General features: G+C 53.4%; 18 protein-coding genes, 1 tRNA gene and 1 pseudogene. 12 read left to right on the top strand and 8 right to left on the bottom strand.

Annotation, left to right across the window (positions count from 1 at the left end; genetic code table 11):
- The first annotated feature begins 152 nt into the window (after positions 1 to 152).
- Both AB3X55_08125 and AB3X55_08120 read left to right on the top strand, forming a co-directional pair.
- Positions 153 to 2,357, top strand: coding sequence for a caspase domain-containing protein (locus tag AB3X55_08125; GenBank protein MEX0503547.1), 2,205 nt, complete (start codon positions 153 to 155; stop codon positions 2,355 to 2,357).
- Between the two features lie 236 nt (positions 2,358 to 2,593).
- A complete protein-coding gene (locus AB3X55_08120) occupies positions 2,594 to 2,887 on the top strand; it encodes a DUF1330 domain-containing protein (protein ID MEX0503546.1) in 294 nt (97 codons plus the stop codon).
- 306 nt (positions 2,888 to 3,193) lie between these two features.
- Here AB3X55_08120 and AB3X55_08115 read toward each other — a convergent pair whose 3' ends face one another.
- Both AB3X55_08115 and AB3X55_08110 read right to left on the bottom strand, forming a co-directional pair.
- Positions 3,194 to 3,826 (bottom strand): hypothetical protein, encoded by a 633-nt coding sequence (locus tag AB3X55_08115; protein ID MEX0503545.1) that lies wholly within the window; start codon positions 3,824 to 3,826, stop codon positions 3,194 to 3,196.
- A gap of 231 nt (positions 3,827 to 4,057) precedes the next feature.
- Complete coding sequence (locus tag AB3X55_08110; GenBank protein ID MEX0503544.1) at positions 4,058 to 5,695, bottom strand: GMC family oxidoreductase; 1,638 nt, start codon at positions 5,693 to 5,695, stop codon at positions 4,058 to 4,060.
- A gap of 274 nt (positions 5,696 to 5,969) precedes the next feature.
- Here AB3X55_08110 and AB3X55_08105 point away from each other — a divergent pair, with 274 nt between their 5' ends.
- Positions 5,970 to 7,592, top strand: coding sequence for a hypothetical protein (locus AB3X55_08105; protein ID MEX0503543.1), 1,623 nt, complete (start codon positions 5,970 to 5,972; stop codon positions 7,590 to 7,592).
- A 190-nt stretch (positions 7,593 to 7,782) separates the two neighbouring features.
- Here the strand turns inward: AB3X55_08105 and AB3X55_08100 are convergent, their stop codons facing one another.
- Positions 7,783 to 8,772: an arginase family protein gene (locus tag AB3X55_08100; GenBank protein MEX0503542.1), complete on the bottom strand. Its 990-nt coding sequence runs from the start codon at positions 8,770 to 8,772 to the stop codon at positions 7,783 to 7,785.
- Between the two features lie 241 nt (positions 8,773 to 9,013).
- The gene (locus AB3X55_08095; GenBank protein MEX0503541.1) at positions 9,014 to 9,400 is read right to left on the bottom strand and encodes an MAPEG family protein; all 387 of its coding nucleotides are present in this window, start codon (positions 9,398 to 9,400) and stop codon (positions 9,014 to 9,016) included.
- A 1,108-nt stretch (positions 9,401 to 10,508) separates the two neighbouring features.
- On the opposite strand from AB3X55_08095, the gene AB3X55_08090 reads away from it, so the two are divergent.
- From AB3X55_08090 to AB3X55_08080, 3 genes are read left to right on the top strand one after another with little or no spacing between them, the layout of a single operon-like run.
- Positions 10,509 to 10,754 (top strand): helix-turn-helix transcriptional regulator, encoded by a 246-nt coding sequence (locus AB3X55_08090; protein ID MEX0503540.1) that lies wholly within the window; start codon positions 10,509 to 10,511, stop codon positions 10,752 to 10,754.
- Positions 10,754 to 11,533: a bifunctional DNA primase/polymerase gene (locus AB3X55_08085; GenBank protein MEX0503539.1), complete on the top strand. Its 780-nt coding sequence runs from the start codon at positions 10,754 to 10,756 to the stop codon at positions 11,531 to 11,533. The genes AB3X55_08090 and AB3X55_08085 overlap by 1 nt, the downstream gene beginning before the upstream one ends.
- Positions 11,517 to 12,632 (top strand): AAA family ATPase, encoded by a 1,116-nt coding sequence (locus AB3X55_08080; GenBank protein MEX0503538.1) that lies wholly within the window; start codon positions 11,517 to 11,519, stop codon positions 12,630 to 12,632. Before AB3X55_08085 ends, AB3X55_08080 begins: the two co-directional genes overlap by 17 nt.
- Before the next feature lie 215 nt (positions 12,633 to 12,847).
- Here the strand turns inward: AB3X55_08080 and AB3X55_08075 are convergent, their stop codons facing one another.
- Positions 12,848 to 13,207 carry an HGGxSTG domain-containing protein gene (locus AB3X55_08075; GenBank protein MEX0503537.1) on the bottom strand — a complete coding sequence of 120 codons (360 nt, stop codon included), beginning with the start codon at positions 13,205 to 13,207 and terminating at the stop codon, positions 12,848 to 12,850.
- A 246-nt stretch (positions 13,208 to 13,453) separates the two neighbouring features.
- Between AB3X55_08075 and AB3X55_08070 the strand changes: the two genes are divergently transcribed.
- The 5 genes and pseudogenes from AB3X55_08070 (at position 13,454) to AB3X55_08050 (ending at position 20,600) form a co-directional block, all read left to right on the top strand.
- Positions 13,454 to 15,604 (top strand): inverse autotransporter beta domain-containing protein, encoded by a 2,151-nt coding sequence (locus AB3X55_08070; GenBank protein MEX0503536.1) that lies wholly within the window; start codon positions 13,454 to 13,456, stop codon positions 15,602 to 15,604.
- A 121-nt stretch (positions 15,605 to 15,725) separates the two neighbouring features.
- Positions 15,726 to 17,813: a lectin-like protein gene (locus AB3X55_08065; protein ID MEX0503535.1), complete on the top strand. Its 2,088-nt coding sequence runs from the start codon at positions 15,726 to 15,728 to the stop codon at positions 17,811 to 17,813.
- Positions 17,814 to 18,366: 553 nt separating this feature from the next.
- Positions 18,367 to 19,200, top strand: a complete 834-nt coding sequence (locus AB3X55_08060; GenBank protein MEX0503534.1) for a UDP-2,3-diacylglucosamine diphosphatase — start codon at positions 18,367 to 18,369, stop codon at positions 19,198 to 19,200.
- A pseudogene (locus AB3X55_08055) lies at positions 19,197 to 20,186 on the top strand (glycosyltransferase family 4 protein). Before AB3X55_08060 ends, AB3X55_08055 begins: the two are co-directional and overlap by 4 nt.
- Before the next feature lie 33 nt (positions 20,187 to 20,219).
- Complete coding sequence (locus AB3X55_08050) at positions 20,220 to 20,600, top strand: diacylglycerol kinase (protein MEX0503533.1); 381 nt, start codon at positions 20,220 to 20,222, stop codon at positions 20,598 to 20,600.
- A gap of 33 nt (positions 20,601 to 20,633) precedes the next feature.
- Here the strand turns inward: AB3X55_08050 and AB3X55_08045 are convergent, their stop codons facing one another.
- Entirely contained in the window at positions 20,634 to 21,797 is a 1,164-nt protein-coding gene (locus tag AB3X55_08045; GenBank protein ID MEX0503532.1) for a DUF6538 domain-containing protein, read from the bottom strand.
- 66 nt (positions 21,798 to 21,863) lie between these two features.
- Positions 21,864 to 21,950: transfer RNA gene (locus tag AB3X55_08040), tRNA-Leu, on the bottom strand.
- 232 nt (positions 21,951 to 22,182) lie between these two features.
- On the opposite strand from AB3X55_08040, the gene AB3X55_08035 reads away from it, so the two are divergent.
- Complete coding sequence (locus AB3X55_08035; GenBank protein ID MEX0503531.1) at positions 22,183 to 23,136, top strand: complex I NDUFA9 subunit family protein; 954 nt, start codon at positions 22,183 to 22,185, stop codon at positions 23,134 to 23,136.
- A gap of 4 nt (positions 23,137 to 23,140) precedes the next feature.
- Here the strand turns inward: AB3X55_08035 and AB3X55_08030 are convergent, their stop codons facing one another.
- Positions 23,141 to 23,938 (bottom strand): undecaprenyl-diphosphate phosphatase, encoded by a 798-nt coding sequence (locus AB3X55_08030; protein ID MEX0503530.1) that lies wholly within the window; start codon positions 23,936 to 23,938, stop codon positions 23,141 to 23,143.
- Positions 23,939 to 24,119 lie beyond the last annotated feature (181 nt).

Genomic DNA, 24,119 nt, shown 5'->3' with positions numbered 1-24,119 from the left:
GTTGGGAAATCTGGGCAAATCCCAAATGTGACGCGGTGCGACCACTTGAACTCTTGAAACTCGCTGCCTAACTCTGAAAAGCTATACTCGTGATGGTTATCATGAATAATCCTCGGAATTATTTGGCACGCAGACAACGGAGTGGGAAGCGGATGACAATCAGCAAGCGGCTCGGCCGGGATTTCCTTTCATCGCTGATCCTGTGCCTGTTTCTTTTGCCCGGCGGATCGTACAGCGCCGGTGCGAATGACGCGCTGGATCTTGAAACGTTCCTGGAGGGCAAGAAAACCGCCAGTTTCATGGAGATGAAATTCTCCAAGCCGAAAAAGAGCGAACAGGTCATTGCCATCATGTCTTCCCTGGAGTCATCCTCGATTGACATGATGCTGGTGTTCAAGGACGACCGTTGCGCCGGCCAACTGCGACATAGCAATGGCACCGGATCATTCAAACTGACCTGTCTTGGTGGTGGCGAGATCAAATCCAATTTTTCATGCTCCTCTGCCGAACAATGTTTCATGCGTGGAAAACACTCGCAGCGGGGCAAATTCATTTTCAATTTCAAACACCGTACGCAGGTCATGACGCTGGCCGAGATACAGGACTTTGCAGACCAGATGCCACCTTCGGGCACCCAGGTCGCCAGCGCACCGCAGTCTGACACGGCGTCTGGAGCGCAGTCGCCGACTGTCAGCCTCGCCACGCCCACACCGGCCCCGTCGACGAAAGTGACAGCCGGCAATTCCGAGCAGGCAAACACGGGCGCGACGTCAAGGCCGGCGTCGTCTGACGGGATACTGGAACTGAGACAGGCGATTGCCGAGACCCTTCAGAAATCCGGCGGCTTTTCAGAGGCGATCATCTTCGGACGCGAAAAGATGGAGGGGTATCTGTTTGTGGATATCACGGAGCAGGAAGAGTGGAAGCAAAAAGTCGTTCTTGTCGCTGGTGACTTTGAATGTCTGTCGCAACCTGAACGCGATCTGAGCGTGGCAAAATTACGCTGTCTCAATGGAGACGAATATCTTGGCGTGGCGCAGGATGCCGGTGAGGGCGCAAGGGTGACCGGCGCATTCAGGGATTATGGAGATGCCAAGATCGTGGTGCCGTCATTCAAGCCGGGAAGTCTGAAGGATTCCCTGAAAAATGTCGATCGCGCCGCATATGACCGGATTGCCGCGCTGGCCGATCCGACGCCAACAGCGCCAAAGACCGAGCAACCGGTCCAGGTCGCCTCTGCTTCACCCGGCATCCAGCCGGCGCAGACAGCCGGCGCCGCCGGTGTGTCTTCATCTGCCCCCGCAGTTGCGGCCGTTCCTGTCATTTCAATCAGCGGCACATCGCTGACAGGGGCGCGGGGCGTTCTGGAAGGCAGTGTTTCAGATGCCGCCAGCATTGCAGAATTGCGGATCAATGGTCGTGTCACGGAAATCGACAGCGACGGCAGGTTTGCTGTCACAACCTTTGTCCCGATTGGCGGTGCCGATGTGGTTCTGGAGGCGTTCAATCTGGCTGGACTTTCCACTACCAGGACGGTGCGGCTTGAACGGGCGGACAGCCAGCGCACCGTATTGTCCTTTGATCAGCTGAACCCCTTGAAACGCAAGGCTGCCAGGAATTCCGATGCCATCGCCCTGATCATAGGTGTGGCCAATTATGCCGGGGCCGCCGCGCCGGCGGTCTATGCGGATACCGATGCCCAGGTTTTCCACGATTATGCGGTGGAAAAACTGGGTGTTTCCGCCGACCGTATCGAGATGCTGATCAATGATGCGGCGGATGAAAAGGGCATGTTGCTGGCGGTCAAACGGTGGCTGACCCGTGTCGCAAGGGGTGGCAAATCGGATATTTATGTGTTCTTTGCCGGTCACGGGCTTGCCACCGATGACGGCGAGAACATGTATCTGCTTCCCTATGACGGCACGCCCGAGCTTCTCGAAAAAACAGCCATCCTGCGTGATGAGCTGTTTCAGGACATCGCCGCCACCAGCCCGCGCAGCGTGACGGTCTTTCTGGACACCTGCTATTCAGGCGCGACACGCGGCGAAGAGATGCTGATCGCCGCGCGCCCGATCGCCATCCGGGCAAAGGAAAAACCCATTCCGGACGGCTTTACGCTGATTACCGCGGCGGCAGGTGACCAGACCGCCAAGCCGCTGGAGGAAGCCAGGCATGGCATGTTCAGCTACTTTCTGATGAAGGGGCTGGAAGGCGACGCAGATGGCAATGGCGACAATCGGATCACGGCGGGTGAGCTGCATGCCTATGTCCAGCAGAACGTCATGCAGCAATCATCGGGCAGCCAGACTCCCACGATCACGGGGGATATGGACCGCGTATTGGTGCGCTTCCAGTAATCCCCTGTTTCCGCCGCATCCATATGTGTAGCCGCACCTGGACAGGGCCACATGCCAAATGCCCCTGGACGGGGGTGTGTGCCGGAACCTTGAAGGCGGTGCCGGGTGGACAGCTTGACGGTGATCCGCCAACACGCAACACTGGGTTCATGAAGGGTTGCATCTCGATAATGGTGCGTCCCCGCGTGCCGGCATGTCGTGTGGCGTCATCTTGTTTCAGGATTGGAGAGTGAACAATGTCCAAGGGATATCTTGTTGCCAATATCAGGGTCACGGATCAGGAAAAGTTTCAGGAATTCTCCGGCATGGCAGGGCCAGCCATAAAGAAATATGGCGGCAAGGTGCTGGCGCGCGGTCCAGTGGCCGACAGGCTGGAAGGTGATGTCAGCGGCATTGTGATGATGATTGAATTTGAAAGCAAAGACGCCGCCAACAGGTTTTACTTCAGCGAGGAATACCAGGCCGCAAAGGCTGTCAGGGACGAATGTTCCGATACGGATCTGATGATTGCTGAAGGCGTGTCTGAATAAATTTCCGCCCACAGGTCCGCCTGCCAATCCTCGCCAGCCTCAATCCCTATCGGCAATCGTCAGGACGCTGGCTGCGGGATATGACCTGTCGTGATCGGGCAAGTCGGTTTGGGCGTCTGCCCGTGCCTGTCGTTTCCGGCGCAGGGACAGCGGTTTCATTCAGGTAATGTCAGGGGTTCCCAATGAGTATGGGGACCGTGACCACCCGGGTGACAGCCGGTGTGAACGTCCGGCTGGCTGGTCAATGTAAATGCACGAAATGAAAAGCCGGATGGCAGATGCAAGGCAGCCTGTCAGGCGCTCTGGTCAGTCACGATCATCATCGTCGCTGTCATTGTCATCGTTGTCGCTACGATCATCATCGCGGTCATCGTCGCTGTCATTGTCATCGTTGTCGTCACGGTCGTCATCGCGATCATTGTCGCTGTCATTGTCATCGTTGTCGCTACGATCATCATCGCGATCATTGTCGCTGTCATTGTCATCGTTGTCGCTACGATCATCATCGCGACTATCATCGCGGTCATTATCATCGTTGTCGTCATCAGTGGCAGCACCGGATGTGGTGCCAAGCGGGGAGCCGGATATGATCCGGGATGAGGCCCCGGAAACCGCTGTGCTGTCCTGCCTGTTGAACAACCGGCTCAGATCAAATCCGACGCCGCCCTTCTTTGAAGCAGGTGCGTCGGCACTGAATGCCTGGAGGGCGGAGGCTACATTTTCGCTGTCCATCTGTTCGTAGATCTGGCGCAAGACCTTGCCGTCCTCATTGCGCATAAGGATGTCGACCTTGGCACCCTGCTCGCTGAAGGCCATGACCTTGGTCTCGCTGGTGCCCCGATCAACGAAAAAATACTGAAAGCCGTTGGCGAACAGAAAATCGATTTTCTCATCCACGGCGTCGGCAAAGGCTGTGGATACCGATGTGATCAATGACATTGTGATCACCAACAGCATTGTTGTGACAGGTCTGAACAAAAGATTGGTCCTCAAGGAAATCGGGGGCGGGAAGGTCGATGGGTGGATTATGAAATATTTTGGGACAGTCTTGCAACCGACCTGACCACGTCCCCGGGACGGCGGGTGACCCGGGGGCAGGGATATGCGAGTCTGCGTGGTGGCAAGGACGGGCCGCGCATCACGCCGCAGGCTCAGCCGGGCAACGGTTGGTTATTGAAATGAAAAACGGGCGCGCGTCGGTGCCAGTTGCTGCTTGCCCAGAATATGGTCGGCGATGCGAGAAGCCATCATCTGTGTGGGGCCGTTCAGATTGCCACCAATGATGCGCGGCATGATTGAGGCATCGACCACGCGCAACCCCTCGACACCATGCACCCGGCCCCATTCATCCACCACCGCATCGTCATCATATCCCATGCGACAGCTGCAGGACGGGTGATAGTCGGTGGCACATTCATTCATGATAACGGATTTGATCTCGTCATCCGTACGCGCCCGCGCCATGGCCCCGGTCTCGCCTCCATTCAGCCCGGTAAAGGCGGGGGCCTGCGTCACCGCCCGCGCCTGTTTCACCCCATTCATGATGCCCGTCAGGTCAGCCGCGTCATCCATATAGTTGAACCGGATCACCGGCTTTCCGAAATGATCGCCGGGGTCGAGTTCGACCCGTCCGCGACTGCGGGGATACAGCAGGTCGATATGGAATGAAAAGCCCTGCGTCACCCGGAAACTGTTGCCCTTTTCGGCAAATCCGGTGGGACTGAAATGATACTGGATATCCGGCAAATCGGCGTTGTCATGGCTGCGGACAAGACCGCCCGCCTCCCAGATATGCGAGGTGGCGATCCCCTCTCTCCGTGTCATCCAGTTCCATCCGGCGCCAATCTTCTGCAGGGGATTGTTGAGGCCATGCATTTCAAAGGCCTTCCTGCTCGCGAATTGCAGGACCATGGTCGGATGGTCCTGCAGGTTGCGGCCGACGCCGGACAGCCTGACCTTTGTTGCAATGCCGACCGCCTGCAGATGGTCCTCGGGGCCAATGCCGGACCGCAGCAATATCTGCGGTGAATTGATGGCCCCGCCGGACAAAATCACCTCGCGCCGGGCCCGCGCCGTACAGGCAACCCCGCGTTTCTGGTAATGTACCTCATTCGCCCTGTTGCCGCTGACGCCGACATGACGCACCGCTGCCCCTGTCTGCACCGTCAGATTGCGTCGCCCGCGCGCCGGTTTCAGATAGGCCACCGCCGCGCTGCACCGCTGGCCGTTGCCGATCGTGGCATCAAGGCGGCTCAGCCCTTCCGGCCTGTAGCCGTTCAGATCCTCCGACTGTCCCTGTCCTGTTTCGGCGCCCGCTTCCAGGAATGCGTCGATCAACGGGCTCTGGTGACGGCTCTTGCTGACCTGAAGCGGCCCGCTGTCACCGCGCCAGGAATCCGCCCCGCGATCCGATGTTTCACCAGCGCGAAAATAGGGAAGGCAGTTTTCAAATTTCCATGCCGGCAGGTCGAAATCCCGCGCCCAGCCATCATAATTGCTGGGGTGGCCGCGCATATACACCATGGAATTGATTGATGACGACCCGCCCAGCACCTTGCCGCGCGGCGTCCAGATGGACCGGCCATTCAGCGCCGGTTCTGCGGCGCTGGCATAGTTCCAGTTGATCTTCGGATTGCGATAGGCGCTATAGACGCCGGCCGGAATATGGATCATCAGGTTGCGGTCCGGCGGTCCCGCCTCCAGCAACAGAACCTCGAATTCGCCCGACGCGCTGAGCTTGCCGGCCAGCACACATCCCGCCGAACCGGCCCCAATGATGATATAGTCGAATTCCACCTGTTCCGGCATGGCGCGCACCGCTTGTAAAAGCCCTGATGGCATTGGGACGCCGTTTTGCAAAAAAGATCAAGTGATCGACATGTCGGATCCGTTGCGCGCCCTGTCTTCCGGCGCACAGATCTTTGACCACTTGTCACCCGGAATGCGGGATGGGCACCAGCCATATGCTGGACCTGCAGTTATCCTTGGAATCTCACTTGCATAGTTACCTTCATACCTCACCTGAACTGCCTTTGATATCCCAACACCCACCCCATGCATGGGCCATTGGATAGCCGTTGAAATGTGTCAGTGGTCAGGTGGCGGCGGGCAAATCTCACAGAGGATTTGTCTTTCTCAATTTGGTGTGCATCATTTGATCATGGGCCCTTTGAGAACACATCTTTGCCTCGCACTTGCCGCTGCCTTGATTTGTTATTTTGGTTTGATGGCGGGTGTAGCGGCAAGCGATGAGCAGAAAAAAATTGAGCAACTTGAAACCCTCCTCCAATTCTACATGCAGGAAAATGCCACTCTGAAATCGAGAGTGAAGGAACTTGAAGCGTCAGCCAAGATAGGTGGGGCGTCAGCAAAAACCGGGAATGCTGAAAGTCATGACCAACAGTCGGAAACGGCAGCAACATCGAAACCGGTGAACGCAAAACAGCACATACAAAAAACCACATCCGATTGGCTGGAAGCTGAACGGACCAATATTCTTTTGCTGGATAGCGGCGCTGTGTTTCAGCTGGCGCAACGATACTACGATGCCTGGCCATCCAAATGGTACCAACCTGACCTGAATGGTGATGGCAAAGCAGATTTGGTCATGTTCGGTATCAGAACGCCATCTAATGTGGCGAAGGAATATCTCAGTGATTATGACATGTGCGGTCTGGTCGAATGTAAAGATTGGGCCGTGGCACCCTTTATGATGATCGCCGAAAGGGTCAGCAACAGGACGATTCAATTTCGCAAACCAGTTGATGATGAGATAAGCGACAAAAGATTGATCGCCCGCACCAGTGGGGGCAAGACCATTTTTGCTGATTTCAACGGTGATGGATTAGACGATATATATGTTCCAACTTGGGGTTTGGGCGCGAATAAGGGCGCGATGGACAGTTTGTTGATGTCGTCAAGCAACGGCAAGTATGAAGATTTGGCGCTCACCACTCCAAGGATGAATGTCCGCTCGTTGAGGCACTGGGCCTCTGCAGGGGATATCGATAATGATGGTGACATTGACATCATTGCAGGAGATTTAGGGGGAAATAATGGGCGCGATGGCGCACAGGTTGACTGCTTCTCCAATGATGGAAAAGGTAATTTTTCCCATTCATTTTGTCTGAAGCTAAATTCCTTTTCCGCTGACAGATATAGAAGCTGGGGCGGCACATTATTCGACCTTGATGCGGATGGGGATCTGGATTTGTGGGTAAGTCTCGAGGGAAAGAAGCCAGCGGTATTTCTTGGTGATGGCACCGGACACTATTCATCAAATGCAAAAATTGACATTGAGTTCCCAAAAAGCTGGCCAGCCAAAATGCGACAGATCGGATACGTCATGGCGGCGGATGTTGAAGATGATGGGTTCGTGGATATATTTTTCAGCGTTCAAGGGAAATCCGAATGCGGCAAGACATACTGCGGATCATATGTCGGATATTTCAAGAATGAGGGTGGCAACTTGAAGTTCAAAAGCTTTATCGAAAAGGTGGAGGAGGATGAGCCTTTGATTTGGAGCAGAACCTCCATGATTGTTGTCAAAGATCTGGACGGTGACGGTTTGAAAGATGTCTATCTGAAGCGGAATTACAGCAATCCTATTTACCTGCAAAATGATGATGGCTTCTTCGAATCATCCAGATCAACGACCAGCCTGATATTAAAAGACCCGGTGCCAGGCAGCACAGTTGGTGACTGATCCGCTACCCCCCGCCACACACATCAAAATAGGTACGCACCCCCATCGCCCATGAGAGTGATTGGCAGAGGTTTATGGACACCTTGTGATTGTTGTCATTCTTGACATTCTTGTCATGGAAGGTGCGGACAGGGCAGCCGCGCACAGACAGGCATAAACATGGATCGGCATTTTGCGCCAACCTCCTGGATCAGCTGCGCGCTGGCTGGCCGTTGTCCGGGACCAGCCCCTTGGCATGACAAAACAGGGTCAGAATTTCCAGTGCGACAGTGCCCGCCAGAAACGCTGTCATCCCACCAACATCATGGGGCGGTGACACCGTATTGATGTCAGCGCCAACCACATTCAATCCCGAAAGCGCCTGTAAAAACCCCAGCCCCTCGCGCGCAGTTGCGCCGCCCCAGGTCGGTGTGCATACACCGGGTGCGCAGGACGGATCAAAAAAATCCATATCAAAACACAGATACACATCGCGGCCCTGCAGATCACTCACAAGAGAGTTGGCCATATTTGCAAGGCCGGTTTCAAAAAGTTCATGACCGTCAACAAGCCTGAAGCCAACGTCACGCGTATAATCGAAAACCGTATTGTCGTTGGTTGGTCCGCGGGGGCCGACATGCATTGATGCGGCAACATCCATCAACCCTTCTTCCGCAGCGCGGGTAAATGTAGTGGCCACATTGTAGCGCATATAATCCTGATTGCTGTCGCTGCGGTAGGTGTCGGTGTGGGCATCGATATGAACAACCACAAGGTTTGGGTAATATTTATGCGCCGCACGCAGCAGTGGCAGTGTGATATTTCCATCGCCACCAAAAGCCAGGGGAGAGGCTCCAGCCTCATATATTGCGCTGGCGGCGGCTTCGATTTCAGTAAAACTGTCTTCGATGATGCTGGGCGTTGTGTCGGCATCCCCGCAATCAACCAGCCGCAGCAATTCCAGTGGATTATAGGTTGCGTGGGGTGGTTGGAAGGGCCGAACAAGCTGTGACTGTTCGCGGATCGCCGCCGGACCTGTCCGCGAGCCTATTCTTGTCGGGTGAAGGCCACCGTCATAGGGAACGCCCAATATGACCGCCAGAGCTTCGGTAAAGTCGGTTGAATAGGGCACATTCATGAATGTCTGCGGGCCGATGAATGGACCTGTCTTTTGCGGAGCTGGAACGCCGATTTTGGCCATAGGCACCTCTTTGCCGCTGAATTAAAATAAAAGCTTATGGAATCTGTTTGCTGGAAGCAAACGCGTCTTCATGCCTTGCCTTCCCAAGGCACACTGACAATAGACGCTGCAATGCCAACTCGGCGTCCAATGCGCTGAACAAATGACTTCAGACATGCCGTGCGTGACCGTCTGAGAGCTGTCACTTGTCCATCAGAGATGATTGTCTTTGATGAACAACCACCCAACCAATTAACGGCACTCAGATAAAGGTGCGAATTAAAACAACGCTTAAGCCAAGAATTGGAAATAAAGTCAGAACAGTTCCGCCAACCCTTAAAAACATGTTCCTTTCTAAAAAACCAAAACAGACACCATGCATTAAACGACCCAAAACAAACACCGATCCGTACCAATGTACAGACGTGACATCCAGGCCAGATGCCTCAACGAAATATAGAAGGATAAGGAAAAAAGGTGCGTATTCAGTCAAGTTGCCATGACCACGAATAGCACGCTGCAGGGATATGTCTCCCAGATTGCCAAGCGAGAACCATTTGAATGCTGGATTTCCTCGAAGGGCAATCACTCTCAATGACAGGACAATAAGCCAAATGCCAAGCAACGCTGCATAAAAACCTGTAACCATCTTTAATTCACCCACACCTTCATCGAAACAACAACAATGTTTCGATTACAGCGTGTCAGCACATCAATTGTGATGGTGCGTGGTGCCCGGGAGACGTGATGGTTCTCGGTGTGGGCACCAGTCAAATGCTGTAACCAAAGCCGCGGCCAGACTCCCATTTGCGTGGACACTCGTCAACGCACTGTTTTGGTCTACCCGGTGGTCTACCCAAATTGTGTCACACTGACCCTTACCGTTTCCAGTACAGCACAGGGAAGTGACCATATCGGTGACAGCTACCCACCTCTGGATAGACACCTTCATGCCTCACCTCACCCGCCTTTGACATCACAATACCCACCCCATGCATGGGCCATGGGGGTGTGTACGTATTTTGATGTGTGTGGGGGGTGGCGGGTCAGTCGCCAATTGTGCGCTCAAAGATCTGTGCGCCATGCTGTATGCCACATGACCTGTCAGCACATAAAATGCCGACATATCAGTGATATACATGGATGAATGGTGCCCAGGAGATGGGTTCGACGCCCTACCCAGGGACCATTCAAGACCTGACTTTCAATCTATTCAGTATCTTAGCTGATCAGCGCCTGTCAGCCAACGCCCTATTTTGGATAACAGTCTGGATAACAGCCCTGGACCGTGGTCCGGGGACAGAGTCTCGCGGTTAAAGCTTCGCGACTCCCGCCTCCCGTACGCCGGACCGGGTTACTGGGAGTGGTTGCTAGATCTTGATCGTTTTGGGCCGAGGGGGTCGGGCGTATGCTTGGGGGTGGTCCTGCCTCGGACCTCGGGCGGGTGATGGATGGGCAGAGACGGGGTGGTATTTTTTCATTTATTTACCACATCTGGTCTTGTCAGCGATTCTCGACGTAACATATAGTGTTATGAGTTGCACCGCGCCGAAGTAAGCGGAAACACGCAACTGGCCGCAGGTCGAAACGAATACCAGCCCCCTGACAAGGGCACAGACCACCTCTTCCGGCAGGAAGGCCACAGCACTCGGCACTGCAAGTGGCAAAGGGCGAAGTCTCTAGACGTTGTAATCAATGCGTCAGAGGCATCCCTATACATTTCGAATGTCTCTGGCACCAAGCCCAAAGGATTCGAAATGGCTTCTTCAGAACTAAACAAAACACTAGCCGCAGCACTGCAAAGTGCGCGTGCCCTATCCAATCAGACGCTGGTTAGGCCCAAAGAGGCCGCCGCGATGCTCGGCATCAGCCGCAAGCATCTATACGCGCTTGCCGATCAACCAAACTTCCCAAAACGCATTCATGTCAGTGACCGCGTTGTCGCTTGGCGTGTCGCTGATATCGAAGCCTGGATAAACACCAGGGCGCAGGGAGGTATGTGATGGGGAGTAATATTGCTAATGCACTCGAACTGTCCTCACGGTTTGGCTGGAGGGTGTTTCCAGCCAAACCGACAGACAAGTCTCCCTATATAAACGGATGGAAGCAGCGAGCTACAGCAGACGCCGACGAGATCGAGCGGCTGTTTGAACCGTTTCCAGACGCAATGATTGGGCTGCCGACCGGGCCGATCAATGGCCTGACCATTCTTGATCTTGATCTCAAGAATGGTGTGGATGGCTTGCAGTCATTCCGCAGCTTTGCACTTCCTTGCAGCACAAGGGCGGTCGTAGAAACGCCGAGTGGTGGCTTCCATCTCTATTATCGAACTTGGGACACGGTCCTGCCATCGCCAGTCGGTATATTGCCTGGCATGGACATCAGGTCGAGTGGTGCATATGTCATCGCACCAGGGAGCATTGGTAATACGGGCGCTTACAACTGGGTAGATGTGGATCTAATAGAACCGCAAGACATCACCAGGCTCTGCGGTGTGCTGGAAAACTTCATCCAGAACCCCCCGAAAAAGCAGTTTGGCAAAGGCCAGCGCCGAGGACCCCGGGTAGATTTGCTTGCGCCAATCTACGAAGGTAATCGGGATTGTGAGATGACACGTCGGTGCGGCTACTTGTTCCGCAAAGGCTATGCCGAGTGTGAAGTCGAGGCCATGCTTCTCGAGATCAACTCACGATGCGTCCATCCACCCCTACCTGATAGGGACATCCAGCGCATCTGCCGCTCTATCGCAAAGAGGGAGGCACGTCATGGACGCGTTGCATGAACTCCAACAGTTAGCAGCGAACAACAACGGACAGCGGGAGAAACGCCCGCTGTCCGGGTACGTGATGTCACAAGCTGATCTAGCGAGTGCAGACGTACCGACGCGCGAGTTCCTAATCGCGAAGTGGCTCCCGATGGACAGCTACGGGATGGTCTATGCTGCAAGAGGTGTAGGCAAGTCGTGGTTCTGTATGGCTCTTGCCGTGGCAATAGCTGAAGGCAGGCAGCGTTTCCTACCATGGGATCTGAATGGACAGCATACTGTTCTCTACATCGATGGTGAGATGACTACAGCGGACCTAAAGGAACGCTTCTCCGAACTATGCCGAGCACCGCTGCATAATCTGTTCATCATGCCATCGGAAAAGCTGTTTCGCGACGGCGTGCCCATATGTTTGGACGAGCCAGAAGAGCAGTTACAGTTCGAGAAGATGCTCGAGGAGTTTGAGGCCGCCGATAAGCGGCCTCAAGTTCTGATCTTCGACAACCTGTCTACACTCAGGCGCGGCGTCTCCGAAAACGACAATGACGAGACACGGTTCTTGAACGATTGGTTCATCAAGCTTCGGTCTCAAGGGTACACCGTTCTGATCGTCCATCACGCTGGCAAAAGCGGTCAGCAGCGTGGCGCGTCCATCATCGAAGTGGCTATGGATTATGTGGTTAAGCTTGTGCAGACGGACAAGAACAAGGTGCCATATAATCAGGAAGCTCGCTTCGAACTGTCGTTCGAGAAAGTTCGCAATCGACGACCAGCAAATGATGAACTTTCATTGTCACTTCGTCCTGACAATGACGGCATCACGAAGCTGTTCTTCGAGGCGAACGAGGATACGATTGAGCCGCGATACAGGCTTCTGAAATACTTGGCCCAGAAAGGCCGAGAAACCTATCGCAAAATCAGTGATGATCTTGGCATCGGCACAGGCACCATTAGTGGGTATATGCACAAGCTGATGGAAGAGAAGTTCCTGGAAGGCTTAACTCGGGATCCTCGTATTACATCGAATGGTTGGCACCTACTTTACGACCTGTGGCCGGATGAATTCGATCAGCCGCAAGAACTCAATCTTGTTCATGATGAAGATCTACCCTTCTGAACAAGCCTGTTCACATCCCTGTTCAGCCGGCACGAGCCGGCTGAACAAACCAGGGTTTCTGCTGATTTGCGGCTGTTCAGTCTGAACGACCAACTGAACGCCAGTGTTCATGTTCACCCCCCGTAAGGGGGGTGAACACTGAACGGAATGAAAAATTTGGTGAATGAAAAAGCACCTTGGTCAGTGAGGTATCATCGTTCTGCTTGCGACAATACCTATGACAGGAAGCTATCCCGCCAGTGCTTGTCGAGCAGCCCACCGGCGATCAACTCGCGCTCCATCTGGCGAAGCTCCTTCCTGATTTCCCGTCCCTTGGCCGTGTTCTCACGCCGCTTCTCTAGCTTGTCCTTGGTGAACTTCCCGTGACGAAGGTTCGCCGCCGAGATCCGCGCTAACCCATCTTCAGTCTTAGCGCCAGTGCTGGCCCCGCCATGAAGCCGGCAACGTCCATTCTTCTTGTTGGCAGGACGCTGACACGCGGTGCCCCGACGTGTCTTCGCACCGCACTGCTGCCCAGGCCAGTCAGGCCCAAACCGCCACTCGATACCGATGGTCACGTTGTCTTTTGTCAGCATGAATAGCACCCCGCTAAAGAGGTGTTATTATACCGCAAATTTAGTGGCGCTTCGAGGCAGGTGGAACCCAGTTCTAGAAAAAAGTCCCGCGGTCCACAAGCCGCGAAACTCGAAGCCTTTTGCTAATGAAGGTCAGTTTTAGGCTATAAAAAAAGAGACTATCTTTAGAAAAACTAGGCTGAAGATATAGTATTAGTCGTAAAAGTCGTAACTATCTAAGACAAATTACATTAGGCCTAATTATCAATGTTGTTAGAAGTGACAACATGCTTATTTTTTTTCCTAGGTTCAGGCCAATGTGATCGGTCTGGCACAGATAAGCCTGCAAAAATGTATGCTGAGGCAGTGGCTGACTATTATCGGGCGTTGGATGTTTCTGATCTTTCTAGCCTGAGTGATCGGGAAAAAGTACGCTTGCTACGGTCTGCATATCAAGACCTTGCAAGGATCATTCTTGAACACCCTCAAAGTAGAGAAGCTGAGTTTCTTAGGAACAATGCTCCAGAGAAAATTGGCCTTCGTCATCTGGAAAAGCGATTAACAAAATTAGATTCTAATTTCCAACCCTTAGAATTTACGGAAATAATTCACACGGATACGCCTTTGCATTTTTCAAATACACTTGTTTCGTCGAGTGAATTTGTCGTCAGCAAATTAGCTTCCGCTGGGAATGCATCTACTGATGCCAAAAAGAAGAGTGTTGTCTTAGGGAGCAAAGCGACCCAAAAGGAAAGTGGCCCTGAACTAGTCTATGAAAAGCATTCAACTATCGAGACGCTAGGTGTGGCACTAGAAGCGGGTATTAAATTTGTCAGACATTCCATTACACCAGACATAAATATGGAGCAAATTCGATTAGATCGGGTTTGCAAATTATCTGACAATCACAACAGTCATTCTATCCTGCCTGTTCATCATTTATATGCTCAGCCAAATAGTTGGCAGGCACCAACATCGTCTGTGACGCTGTTGACAAGCCCTGATAGAAAAAACTTAACAAAAGTTAAGACAACTCAGCATGAGGTAGTCCCCTCGATTACTGGTGTCGTTCACACAGCAATTTTTCAACTCAACAGCTATGCAATTCGCGATGAGGACTTTGCAAAGCTCGATCAGCAGGCAGCCAACTTAAACGCTAACCCAGAACTTGATGTGTTGATTGAGGGGCACGCTGACGAGGGGAGAACGAACGATGACAATATCGTGCTTGGATTAAAGAGAGCGCAAAGCGTCCGCGCATATTTGGTCGCAAAAGGCGTGAATACCAATCGGATTAAACTTGTTTCCTATGGCAAAGAAAAACCGCTTATTAAGGCCTCTGATGAAACAGCTTGGGCGAAGAACCGGCGGGCAGTCACGGAAGTTTTTGAGCATATATCTCTAGAAAAACAGTTGCCCAAAGTAAGAATGGCTGAGAACAACAACTCCACCAAAATCCAAAATACCGAAACTTCAAAGGATACGAAGGATAGCTTTTCAAAGTTTGAGGATGAAAAGCCTACAATTGTGGGCGAACAGATTCTCGTACCCCTAGTTGCTGCCGCTGGCCAGGCGAAAAATGATGACAAAGACGTAAGCAGTGCGATCGAGCAAAAAGCCGAGGAATTGGCACTTTCAAAAGTCGAAGAAAAATTTCGCAAGGCCCTGCCTAATACTGAAGTTTCTTTGACAGGCCGAGAGGGCGGCAAACCAAAAATCTCGGTAACAACCGTTCAACCGATATTGCAAACCGAAGGCGACAGAGACACCGTTTTTGTTCAAGGATCTGCCGCATCATCCGATGGTGGAAACCGCCACACAGCCAACCTTGGCTTTGGGTACAGGCGACTATCTAAAGATGAAAGGTGGCTTTTTGGGGCAAATACATTTTTGGATTACGAGTTCCCCTATGATCATAAAAGAGTTAGTGCTGGTCTAGAGATTAAAAGCGCACCAATTGAGCTAACGGCCAACAAGTACAAAGCACTAACGGGATGGCGGCCTGGTCCAGGTGGGGTGACTGAGCATGCGTTGGATGGGTATGACCTCGAGGTCGGAGTTCAGGTGCCATACATGCCGTCCAGTCGCGTTTATGTGAGAAAATACAAATGGGATGGAGTTGGTGGATCTTCTGATCTTGAGGGGCGCGAGTATAGTTTGGCTGTGTCAGGATTTCTTGGTGACGGCTGGACATTGGAAGCCAAACACGATGTACCCGAACAAGGTATTTCGACTAATTCGGTAGGTTTAACTTATCGGATAAAAATTGGTGAGATCGACGGTGATAATGTCGGTGCACCACTGATTTCGAAACAAGCATATCAATTCGGTTCAGTCCGCCACAAAACTCTGGAAAAAGTCCGGCGCGAAAATGAAATAGTCAAAGTGCAATCTGGACTGACCTTGTCGTTCCGATGAGGCCAATAGTCCAAATTAGATTGTGTCTTTTGACAGTTGTGATTGCTCTTGCACTAGCAACAGCACAAAAGGCCTTGGGTGGACAAAACCTTACTTTTGGCATCCGACTCGGTAAACCAAAATGCTAAGCGGGACCAAAACAACAACTAGTAAATTGGTGTATCGTGCAGCCAAGGCCTTCGCAGTGCTTTGTTTGTTTGGAATTTTAGATGCTACAGCACTCGCACAATCGATAACCGCACCATCTAGTTTTAAGGTTGAAGATAATTCAGTTTATAATCTAGTTAGTGGGAGCGGCACGTCAGTGTCGGTTTCTGGCTCCGATCCGATAGTGGTTTATGTTTATGCCTCTTCAGGTCTGGTCAAAATCACAACCACATCTGGTTTGACAGCGCCATCTACCCATAATTCTTCACAGTGGACTGGCAACTCATCAATTGCTTTTTCAGGCTCCATAAGTGACGTCAACGCAGCACTTGCCAGCCTTTCAGTCAAAGGCTCTAGCTCAACAATTTCTATTCATGCACTACCATCTGGTGGTGCATATAATTTTACCAACGATCACTATTATGTTCTTAGCACAGTTTCAAATATAGGTTGGTCTGCTGCCAAAACTGCTGCAGAGGCAAGTTCAATCAGAAGTTCGCAAGGATATTTAGCCACTTTAACTTCTGCTGACGAAGAAAGTTTTGTGACAAATCATCTGAATCTTGCCACCTCAGGACTTTATAATGGGACATGGATTGGTGCATCAGACATTGCGAACGAAGGACTTTGGATTTGGGACTCAGGGCCCGAGTCTGGAACGCAGTTTTGGAGTGGCAGAACTGCAACATCAGGCGGATATGCAGTTAGTGGACTCTACAGCAACTGGCATTGGTCCCAGCCAAGTGACACCAAAGCCACAGAAAATGGTGCTTCAATATATTTTCATCCTGCAGACCTGGCGTGGGTGTGGGTTGATGCACGAGTGGATGGTTTGAATGGTCAGGTAGGGCCTTATATCACTGAATATTCATCTTCGCCTGTTGCATTTGTGGTAGATCTTTTAACATCTCATTCGATATCGATGTCTGATATTGAGCGTGAGTTGGATGATGGATCGTTCACCATTGCTGATCCGTCATCAGCTTCGAGCGGTGCGTTTAGCTATTCGATCAGCAACAGCGGCGTTGCTACGATCTCGGGCAACACTGTAACGCCGGTTGGCATTGGATCAGCCACGATAACGGCAACACAAGCTGCTGACTCAACATACGCCTCAACTTCTACGACATTCACTCTGACCGTCACCGAGAATGGCACATCCGTCACAAGCTGCTCTGACGCTGCCGCCAGGGCAGCACATTACATAGCCACCGGCAATAGCGGCTACTGTGGTGGAACCCTTACAAAGGCAGCGGCTTACATCTATGAGATATGGCTGGGTGATAGCTCTGCAGGCATGACAGCATCCTGCCGCATTTGGATAGGCACTCTTCCTGTAATGCGTCACCAGTATCAAGCTGGCGAAAAAGCCCAAGGTGGCCCTATCGACGTAAAGAACTGCTCTGATGGCACCTACGATACCATCCACCTAATCAAGTCCAGATATCTGCAATTTGCTGGATATGCGAGCTATCCAGCACCATCAGGCAGTGCCAGCCATGGCAATACAGCAAGATCAACGACCACCTTTGCAACAAGCAATGCTGATCACGCTGTTCTGAGTGATTGGCTTGAAGACAGCACAGGCTTTGCTGCAAGCAGTCGTCCCTACGTCAGAACAACGTCATCAGCAACGAGCATCTACAAAAAGTTGGCTGCACAACCCTCATCAAGCGACCTGTCAGGCGCATCTGATGCGGATATGTATTTTGATGAATACAAGAGACTGACTGCATCACAGAACAACACATTGTCAGGTTGGTTATGTGAAGGTGCATCCTCACAGACAGTTTGTGCTCAAATCCTCTCAAACGACACAACCCGGCTTGAATGGCGTTATACAAATGCCGCCTCTGAGGTAAGCGGCTTGCCGATTAGCCTGAGCAATGCAAAAGGATGCAACCTGACAATCGACCTTAGCTACAAGTCTGCAGATACAAGCAACAATCAGAACACTGGTATCAACTTCCTCTGGCGCAACAACAGTGGGACTGTCGAGATGGTTGGCGTCAAACCCGATGACGGCGACATCAACATCTCACTCGGTAAACCAAAATGCTAACAAAAGAATTTAGAATTGGATTTAACACTCCATCACCCGCCCGAGGTCCGAGGCAGGACCACCCCCAAGCATACGCCCGACCCCCTCGGCCCAAAACGATCAAGATCTAGCAACCACTCCCAGTAACCCGGTCCGGCGTACGGGAGGCGGGAGTCGCGAAGCTTTAACCGCGAGACTCTGTCCCCGGACCACGGTCCAGGGCTGTTATCCAGACTGTTATCCAAAATAGGGCGTTGGCTGACAGGCGCTGATCAGCTAAGATACTGAATAGATTGAAAGTCAGGTCTTGAATGGTCCCTGGGTAGGGCGTCGAACCCATCTCCTGGGCACCATTATCTCCAAGATTCGTGGTTCAAGGTCCTGATTTTCAAGCATCGTGGTTGTTTGTCCACGGTGCACGAACCATGCTTATTCAACGCACTTGGACAATGGTACCGTTGCGACGGTCTCGCCGCCTTGCAATTTCACAAAAGTGAAAAAGAAATGAAATGACCATGCAATCTTCATGGGACATCTTTAGTGCTAGATTACGGCATTTTTCGGGGCAGTTCTTTTGCTTGATGAAAGCGCAAAGCCGCTCACATACCGCACCATTTGGATCTCCGACATTCACCTAGGGACTCCCGGAGCGCGGGCACTTGAGCTCCTGCATTTTCTGAAACACACCCACAGCGACAAGCTGTATCTCGTCGGTGATGTTGTTGATGGCTGGCAACTGAAGAAAAAATTCTACTGGCCACAGGAACATAACGATGTAGTTCAAAAGCTGCTTCGAAAAGCACGCCAAGGCACAAAGGTTGTCTACATTCCGGGCAACCATGATGAGGCTGCCAGGCAATATCTTGGCGTCAACTTTGGTGACATAGCGATCAAGGCGGAAGATATTCACGAGACAGCCGATGGTTTGAGGTTCTGGGTCGTGCATGGCGACCTGTTTGACAACGTGATCCAACATGCGCGCTGGCTGGCCTATCTCGGCGACTACAGTTACACCCTGTTGTTACGGGTCAATCTGATCTTCAACTGGGTCCGCAACAAGCTGAACCTGCCCTATTGGTCGCTCTCACAATATTTGAAGCACCGGGTCAAATCAGCAGTCTCGTTCATCTCTGCGTTTGAAACTGCAATGGTTACCGAAACGCGCCGTCGAAATTGTGATGGCGTGGTTTGCGGACATATTCATAAGCCTGAAATACGGCAAATCGACGGGATACTCTATGCAAATGACGGGGATTGGGTGGAATCACTCTCTGCGCTTGCGGAGCATCATGATGGAACATTGGAGTTGCTTGATTGGCAGAATGCAACCCCAAGGACTGAATTCCAGCTTGCCACGGTAAGCACGGACGTGTCTGGCCCTGCGTTCGAACCGGTGACCAAACCATGAAGATCGTGATCGTCAGTGACGCATGGTATCCACAGGTCAATGGTGTCGTTCGCACATTGACAAAAACGCGCGAAGGGTTGGAGTCGCTTGGGCACCAGGTGCTTATGATCACGCCAGAGGCGTTTCGCACAATACCCTGCCCGACTTATCCGGAGATCAGACTTTCGATTTTCCCCGGTCGAAAAGTTTCAGCATTGATTAACGAGTTCAATCCCGACCATCTGCATATCGCGACTGAAGGGCCGCTTGGGCTGGCTGCGAGAGCTTTTGCGGTACGATGGCAAATGGCCTTTACGACGGCCTATCACACGCGTTTTCCTGAGTATATCAAGTCCAGAATTCACCTGCCGCTCGCTTGCACCTATTTCTTCCTCCGCTGGTTCCACAAGCCGGGCAATGCCGTCATGGCCCCAACAAACGCTGTTCTGGAGGATCTCAAAAGATGGCGCATCGGCAAGCCGGTGATTTGGCCAAGAGGTGTCGACCTCGATTTGTTCAAGCCGGACCAGGAACCCTGCTCGAAACCGCAAAATAAGACGCCAATTTTCATTAATGTTGGCAGGGTTTCAGTCGAGAAGAACCTTGAGGCATTTTTAGATCTACCCTTGCAAGGGGAAAAATGGGTTGTCGGAGATGGTCCTGCGCTGGACGGTTTCAAAAAGCGGTATCCCGAGGTGCGTTTTTGGGGCTCAAAGCAAATGTCCGAACTGCCAGCGATCTACAATCAGGCCGATGTCTTTGTCTTCCCGAGCCGCACAGATACTTTTGGTCTGGTGCTTTTGGAGGCTATGGCTTGCGGGCTGCCGGTAGCAGCTTATCCTGTCACTGGGCCGATTGATGTTATTGGCTCCTCAGACGCCGGCGTCCTTGACGAAAATCTTGGAAAAGCCTGCGCCAAGGCCCTTAAGCTGAGGGGCGAAGATGCTCGTGCCCACGCAGAGACATTTTCCTGGGAGATTGCCACCGGCATCTTTGCCAGCCATCTAGTCGTCGCGGGCCACTCTCAGGACAGCTACCGAGTGGAGGATAATCCCCACAAATCCAATCATGGTCTGGGCCGCGCCATCTCTGCTGCAAAGAACAGTTGGGCCGGGCTGGTCTACGCGGTGAAAGAGGAAAGCGCATTTAGACAGGAACTTGTGCTGGCTGCAATTCTGGCCCCACTGGCAATCTGGATGCCAGCCACCACCCTCGAGACCGGTGCAATGCTTGGAACGTTGTTGTTTGTTCTCATTGTTGAATTGCTAAATTCCAGCGTAGAAGCAGCGGTCGACCGTATTTCCTATTCCAAACATGGTCTTTCCAAGCGCGCAAAAGATTATGGAAGCGCCGCGGTAATGTTGGCGCTGCTTCTATGCGGCCTGACATACGCGGTCATTTTCACGAAATACTTCCTGTAGCCATTTGCGGATGTGATGCCGCTCGAAGTTTTTCTACCCGTTCAGGGAAGCGATCCTTTCCATCCATCTGGCTTTGACCTCGAGACCATAGCCGCTGCCATATTTTTGGCCCACGCCTGCGGTGGTCCAACCGCCAATGGCATCAGCGATATCTGACGGGCATTCAACACGGCGTAACCTGTCGCGGAGGCTGTGGCGGAAGCTGTGAACTACACATCCGTCAGGGACGCGTGGCTTCAGCCATTTGTTGATAGCTGCGCTGGCAGAGTTTGCGTTGCAGCCTGAACTGTCCGTGTATCGTGGGAAGGCTAAATCTTGCTGGTTCTCAACAATGCGCCTCGCTGCCCAAAGCGACATGCCAACCAGCGGGATGTCGCGCTCACTTCCCCTTGTCTTGAGTGAACGCCAAGGGTGTTTGCGTAGTGCGATGTGGGGAATGTCGGCATTGAGCTTAATGTCCGATACCAGCAGTCCTGCAGCTTCTGCCAACCGCATACCTGTGTCACTGATCAGTGCCACCAGCCACCTGACATCATCGTCCAGTTCAAAGCACTCCTTCTGGATAGCCACAATGTTGTCATCGGGGATTGGCGAACGAATGGATGCCTTCTCATCATCCGGGATGAAGACGTTGGCGAACACATTGGGACAGGTGAGGCCATACTCTCTGATGGCAAGGTTGGTGATGGCTTTGACTGTGCCAAAGACACGGCGCACTGATGCCGCTGTCATACCCTTGCCAATCAGATAGTCACGGAAGCGTGCGGCATCAGAAGCCGATAGAGATGACAGTTCCTCTGCATCAGTTGCTTCTGTCATATAGCCAACGGCACGCTCTGCTCCCTGAAAGAAGGTCTTGCTTCGGCCAGCGCCCTTAAGGCGGAGATAGCTATCGAGCGCATCCTGAATGGAGACAGACACGTTACTTCGATCTGCCTCAACCTCCTGAACCAATGAAAGCCCAAGCTCCCTTGTGTGGAAGACTTCCAGACGAATGCTGTCCCAGTATCGCTCCAGCCTGTCAGACAGAGCAGCAGCAGATCGCTGCGCCTTAGGCAGCGATCTTGTATGCAGCGAGACGATCACCCGATCCTTATTGAATCGAGAGCGCACATCAGCAGGGACACGGCGGGAGAAGTAATAGATGCCATTACGGCGGATAAGATAGGCGTGATTTTGGATCACAGTTTGGCTCACACTTCCTGACGTCAAACATCAAAATGCTTGAAAATCAGGACCTTGAACCACGAATCTTGGAGATAATGGTGCCCAGGAGAAGACTCGAACTTCCACGGCCTAATGGCCACTGGCACCTGAAGCCAGCGCGTCTACCAATTCCGCCACCTGGGCATCGGGGCTGCACGCGATTGCTCGCTGTGCTTGGAGGCGCGCAGAATAGCCAGCCGGCCATGCTTGTCAACTGAATCTGTGTGCCTGACGACCATATATATCCCTGAATGGGGTTTCGTCGGCCGGTTCTGTCATGTGCGACGCCAAAAGGTGGCAATCTGCACTGGACGCCGGGTCGCCCTTGCCGCTATCACTCACTCTCAGGAAATGTTGTCGGGATATGGGGGTTGGCATGGGCAGAACGGTTGCGGTCATTGGCGGGTCCGGCTTTGTCGGGCGCGCTGTCGTTGAAATGCTGGCGCGGCAGGGCGCGCGCGTCATCGTGCTGTGCCGCAATGCCGAGCGTGCCAAGTTCCTGCGGACAATGGGAGTCGTCGGACAGGTGACACCTGTCGCCGGCAACGCGCTTTCGGACGAGGATCTGGAACAGGTGATGGGGTCCGCCGATTCGGTGGTCAATCTGGTCGGCATTCTGGCCGAGGGCGGCGCGCAGCGGTTCTCGACACTTCAGGGTGAATTGCCGGGGCGTATCGGCCTGATTGCTGCAAAGCGCGGCATGGGACATGTCGTCCACATCTCGGCCATCGGGGCCAGCGCCGAGTCGAACAGTGTCTATGCCCGCAGCAAGGCCGCCGGCGAGGCCGCCCTGCTGGCTGCCTTCCCAAAGGCCGTGATCCTGCGACCATCAATCATTTTCGGGCCACGCGACAGTTTCTTCAATCGCTTTGCCGGATTGGCCATGCTGGCGCCGGGTCTGCCGCTGCCGGGTGGCGGGCGCATGCGCATGCAGCCGGTCTATGTCGGTGATGTGGTCGAGGCGGTGGCGGCGGGACTTGGATTTCGCAAGACATCGTCTGTCGCGGGCGGGGTTTTCGAGCTTGGCGGGCCCGGCATCTTTACCTTCCGCGAGTTGATGGAGACCACGCTGGCGGCCATCGGACGCCGGCGGATGCTGGTGCCGGTGCCACTTGGCGCGATGTCGCTTGGGGCGATGATTACCGGCCTGTTGCCCAATCCGCCGCTGACCCTGGATCAGGTGCGTCTTCTGGCTGTCGACAATGTTGTTGCCGACGGGGCGCGTGGACTGGCCGATCTCGGCATTGTGCCAACGCCGGTGGATGCCATCATTCCGGGATATCTTGCCTGTTACCGCCCCGGTGGGCAGTTTTCCCGCCGCACCGACTGACCTGTCACAGGACGCCGGCGGCAATCAGCAGCAGCAGCGCGCCGCCAAGCGCCATCCGGTACCAGACGAAAATCCGGAAATCGGCCCGCGCCAGCCACCGCATCATCCAGCCGATGGCGGCAAGGGCAAAGCCAAACGACAGCAGCGCCACCAGCGCGGCATCAAGCCCGAGGGCGACATCCCCCTCGGCGGCGATGTCGAGACCTTTCAAAAGACCGGCCCCGGCAATGGTCGGGATTGACAGCAACAGCGAAAAACGTGCCGCCGCCAGACGGTCAAAGCCGAGATAGCGTGCCATTGTCATTGTCACGCCGGACCGTGACGCGCCGGGAATCAGGGCCAGGCATTGCGCCATCCCAACGGCAATCGCCGCGCCAAATCGCATATCCTTGATCTGCCGGCCAACCGCGCCACCCCTGTCGGCATGCCACAGCAGTCCGGCGAAGACCAGATTGGCCACGGCAAGTGTCCGCAGGTCGGTCAGCCAGACGGGATCGATGTCATTGACGGCAAAGCCGACGATGACGACCGGAAGGGTGGCAAGTGCCAGCAGCATGATCAACCGTCTGCTCGCGGCATCGCCGCCGGGCCGCAGCGCCATCAGCATCGCCAGAAGATCGGTGCGAAGATACAGCATCACCGCGCCAAGCGTGCCGACATGCGCCGCCACATCGATGGCGCGGCCCTGATAGGGCTGGTCGGTGACCAGTGGGACCAGCGCCAGATGTCCGGATGATGACACGGGCAGAAACTCGGTAAGCCCCTGCACGGCAGCGACAAGGACAATCAGCAATAGCGGCATCACGCTTCCTCGATCCGGCGGGTCGTCTCGGACAGGCTGCCGGGGCGGATATTATCCCGGCATCGTCGCCACCCTACGCCCAAACAGATCACAGGTCAAAAGCCGGCCCACCGGAAGATGGACCCGGAGGAGGGGCCCGGAGGAGGGATCCGGTCCAATTTAGTCCAATTTCGGACCTAAA

This window comes from Alphaproteobacteria bacterium LSUCC0719 (genome assembly GCA_040839025.1).
In the GTDB taxonomy this organism is placed as follows: Bacteria; Pseudomonadota; Alphaproteobacteria; order Puniceispirillales; family Puniceispirillaceae; genus UBA8309.
The sequence above is the reverse complement of the archived record's forward strand: the minus strand, read 5'-3'. Positions and strand labels throughout refer to the sequence as shown.

What these genes read in the sequence shown, in the direction of transcription:
- AB3X55_08105 (MEX0503543.1), top strand. Translation starts at nt 5,970, where the DNA reads ATGTGTCAGTGGTCAGGTGGCGGCGGGCAAATCTCACAGAGGATTTGT.
- AB3X55_08100 (MEX0503542.1), bottom strand. Translation starts at nt 8,772, where the DNA reads ATGGCCAAAATCGGCGTTCCAGCTCCGCAAAAGACAGGTCCATTCATC.
- AB3X55_08110 (MEX0503544.1), bottom strand. Translation starts at nt 5,695, where the DNA reads ATGCCGGAACAGGTGGAATTCGACTATATCATCATTGGGGCCGGTTCG.
- AB3X55_08065 (MEX0503535.1), top strand. Translation starts at nt 15,726, where the DNA reads ATGCTAAGCGGGACCAAAACAACAACTAGTAAATTGGTGTATCGTGCA.
- AB3X55_08035 (MEX0503531.1), top strand. Translation starts at nt 22,183, where the DNA reads ATGGGCAGAACGGTTGCGGTCATTGGCGGGTCCGGCTTTGTCGGGCGC.
- AB3X55_08120 (MEX0503546.1), top strand. Translation starts at nt 2,594, where the DNA reads ATGTCCAAGGGATATCTTGTTGCCAATATCAGGGTCACGGATCAGGAA.
- AB3X55_08070 (MEX0503536.1), top strand. Translation starts at nt 13,454, where the DNA reads ATGTTGTTAGAAGTGACAACATGCTTATTTTTTTTCCTAGGTTCAGGC.
- AB3X55_08095 (MEX0503541.1), bottom strand. Translation starts at nt 9,400, where the DNA reads ATGGTTACAGGTTTTTATGCAGCGTTGCTTGGCATTTGGCTTATTGTC.
- AB3X55_08115 (MEX0503545.1), bottom strand. Translation starts at nt 3,826, where the DNA reads ATGTCATTGATCACATCGGTATCCACAGCCTTTGCCGACGCCGTGGAT.
- AB3X55_08085 (MEX0503539.1), top strand. Translation starts at nt 10,754, where the DNA reads ATGGGGAGTAATATTGCTAATGCACTCGAACTGTCCTCACGGTTTGGC.
- AB3X55_08075 (MEX0503537.1), bottom strand. Translation starts at nt 13,207, where the DNA reads ATGCTGACAAAAGACAACGTGACCATCGGTATCGAGTGGCGGTTTGGG.
- AB3X55_08090 (MEX0503540.1), top strand. Translation starts at nt 10,509, where the DNA reads ATGGCTTCTTCAGAACTAAACAAAACACTAGCCGCAGCACTGCAAAGT.
- AB3X55_08125 (MEX0503547.1), top strand. Translation starts at nt 153, where the DNA reads ATGACAATCAGCAAGCGGCTCGGCCGGGATTTCCTTTCATCGCTGATC.
- AB3X55_08030 (MEX0503530.1), bottom strand. Translation starts at nt 23,938, where the DNA reads ATGCCGCTATTGCTGATTGTCCTTGTCGCTGCCGTGCAGGGGCTTACC.
- AB3X55_08080 (MEX0503538.1), top strand. Translation starts at nt 11,517, where the DNA reads ATGGACGCGTTGCATGAACTCCAACAGTTAGCAGCGAACAACAACGGA.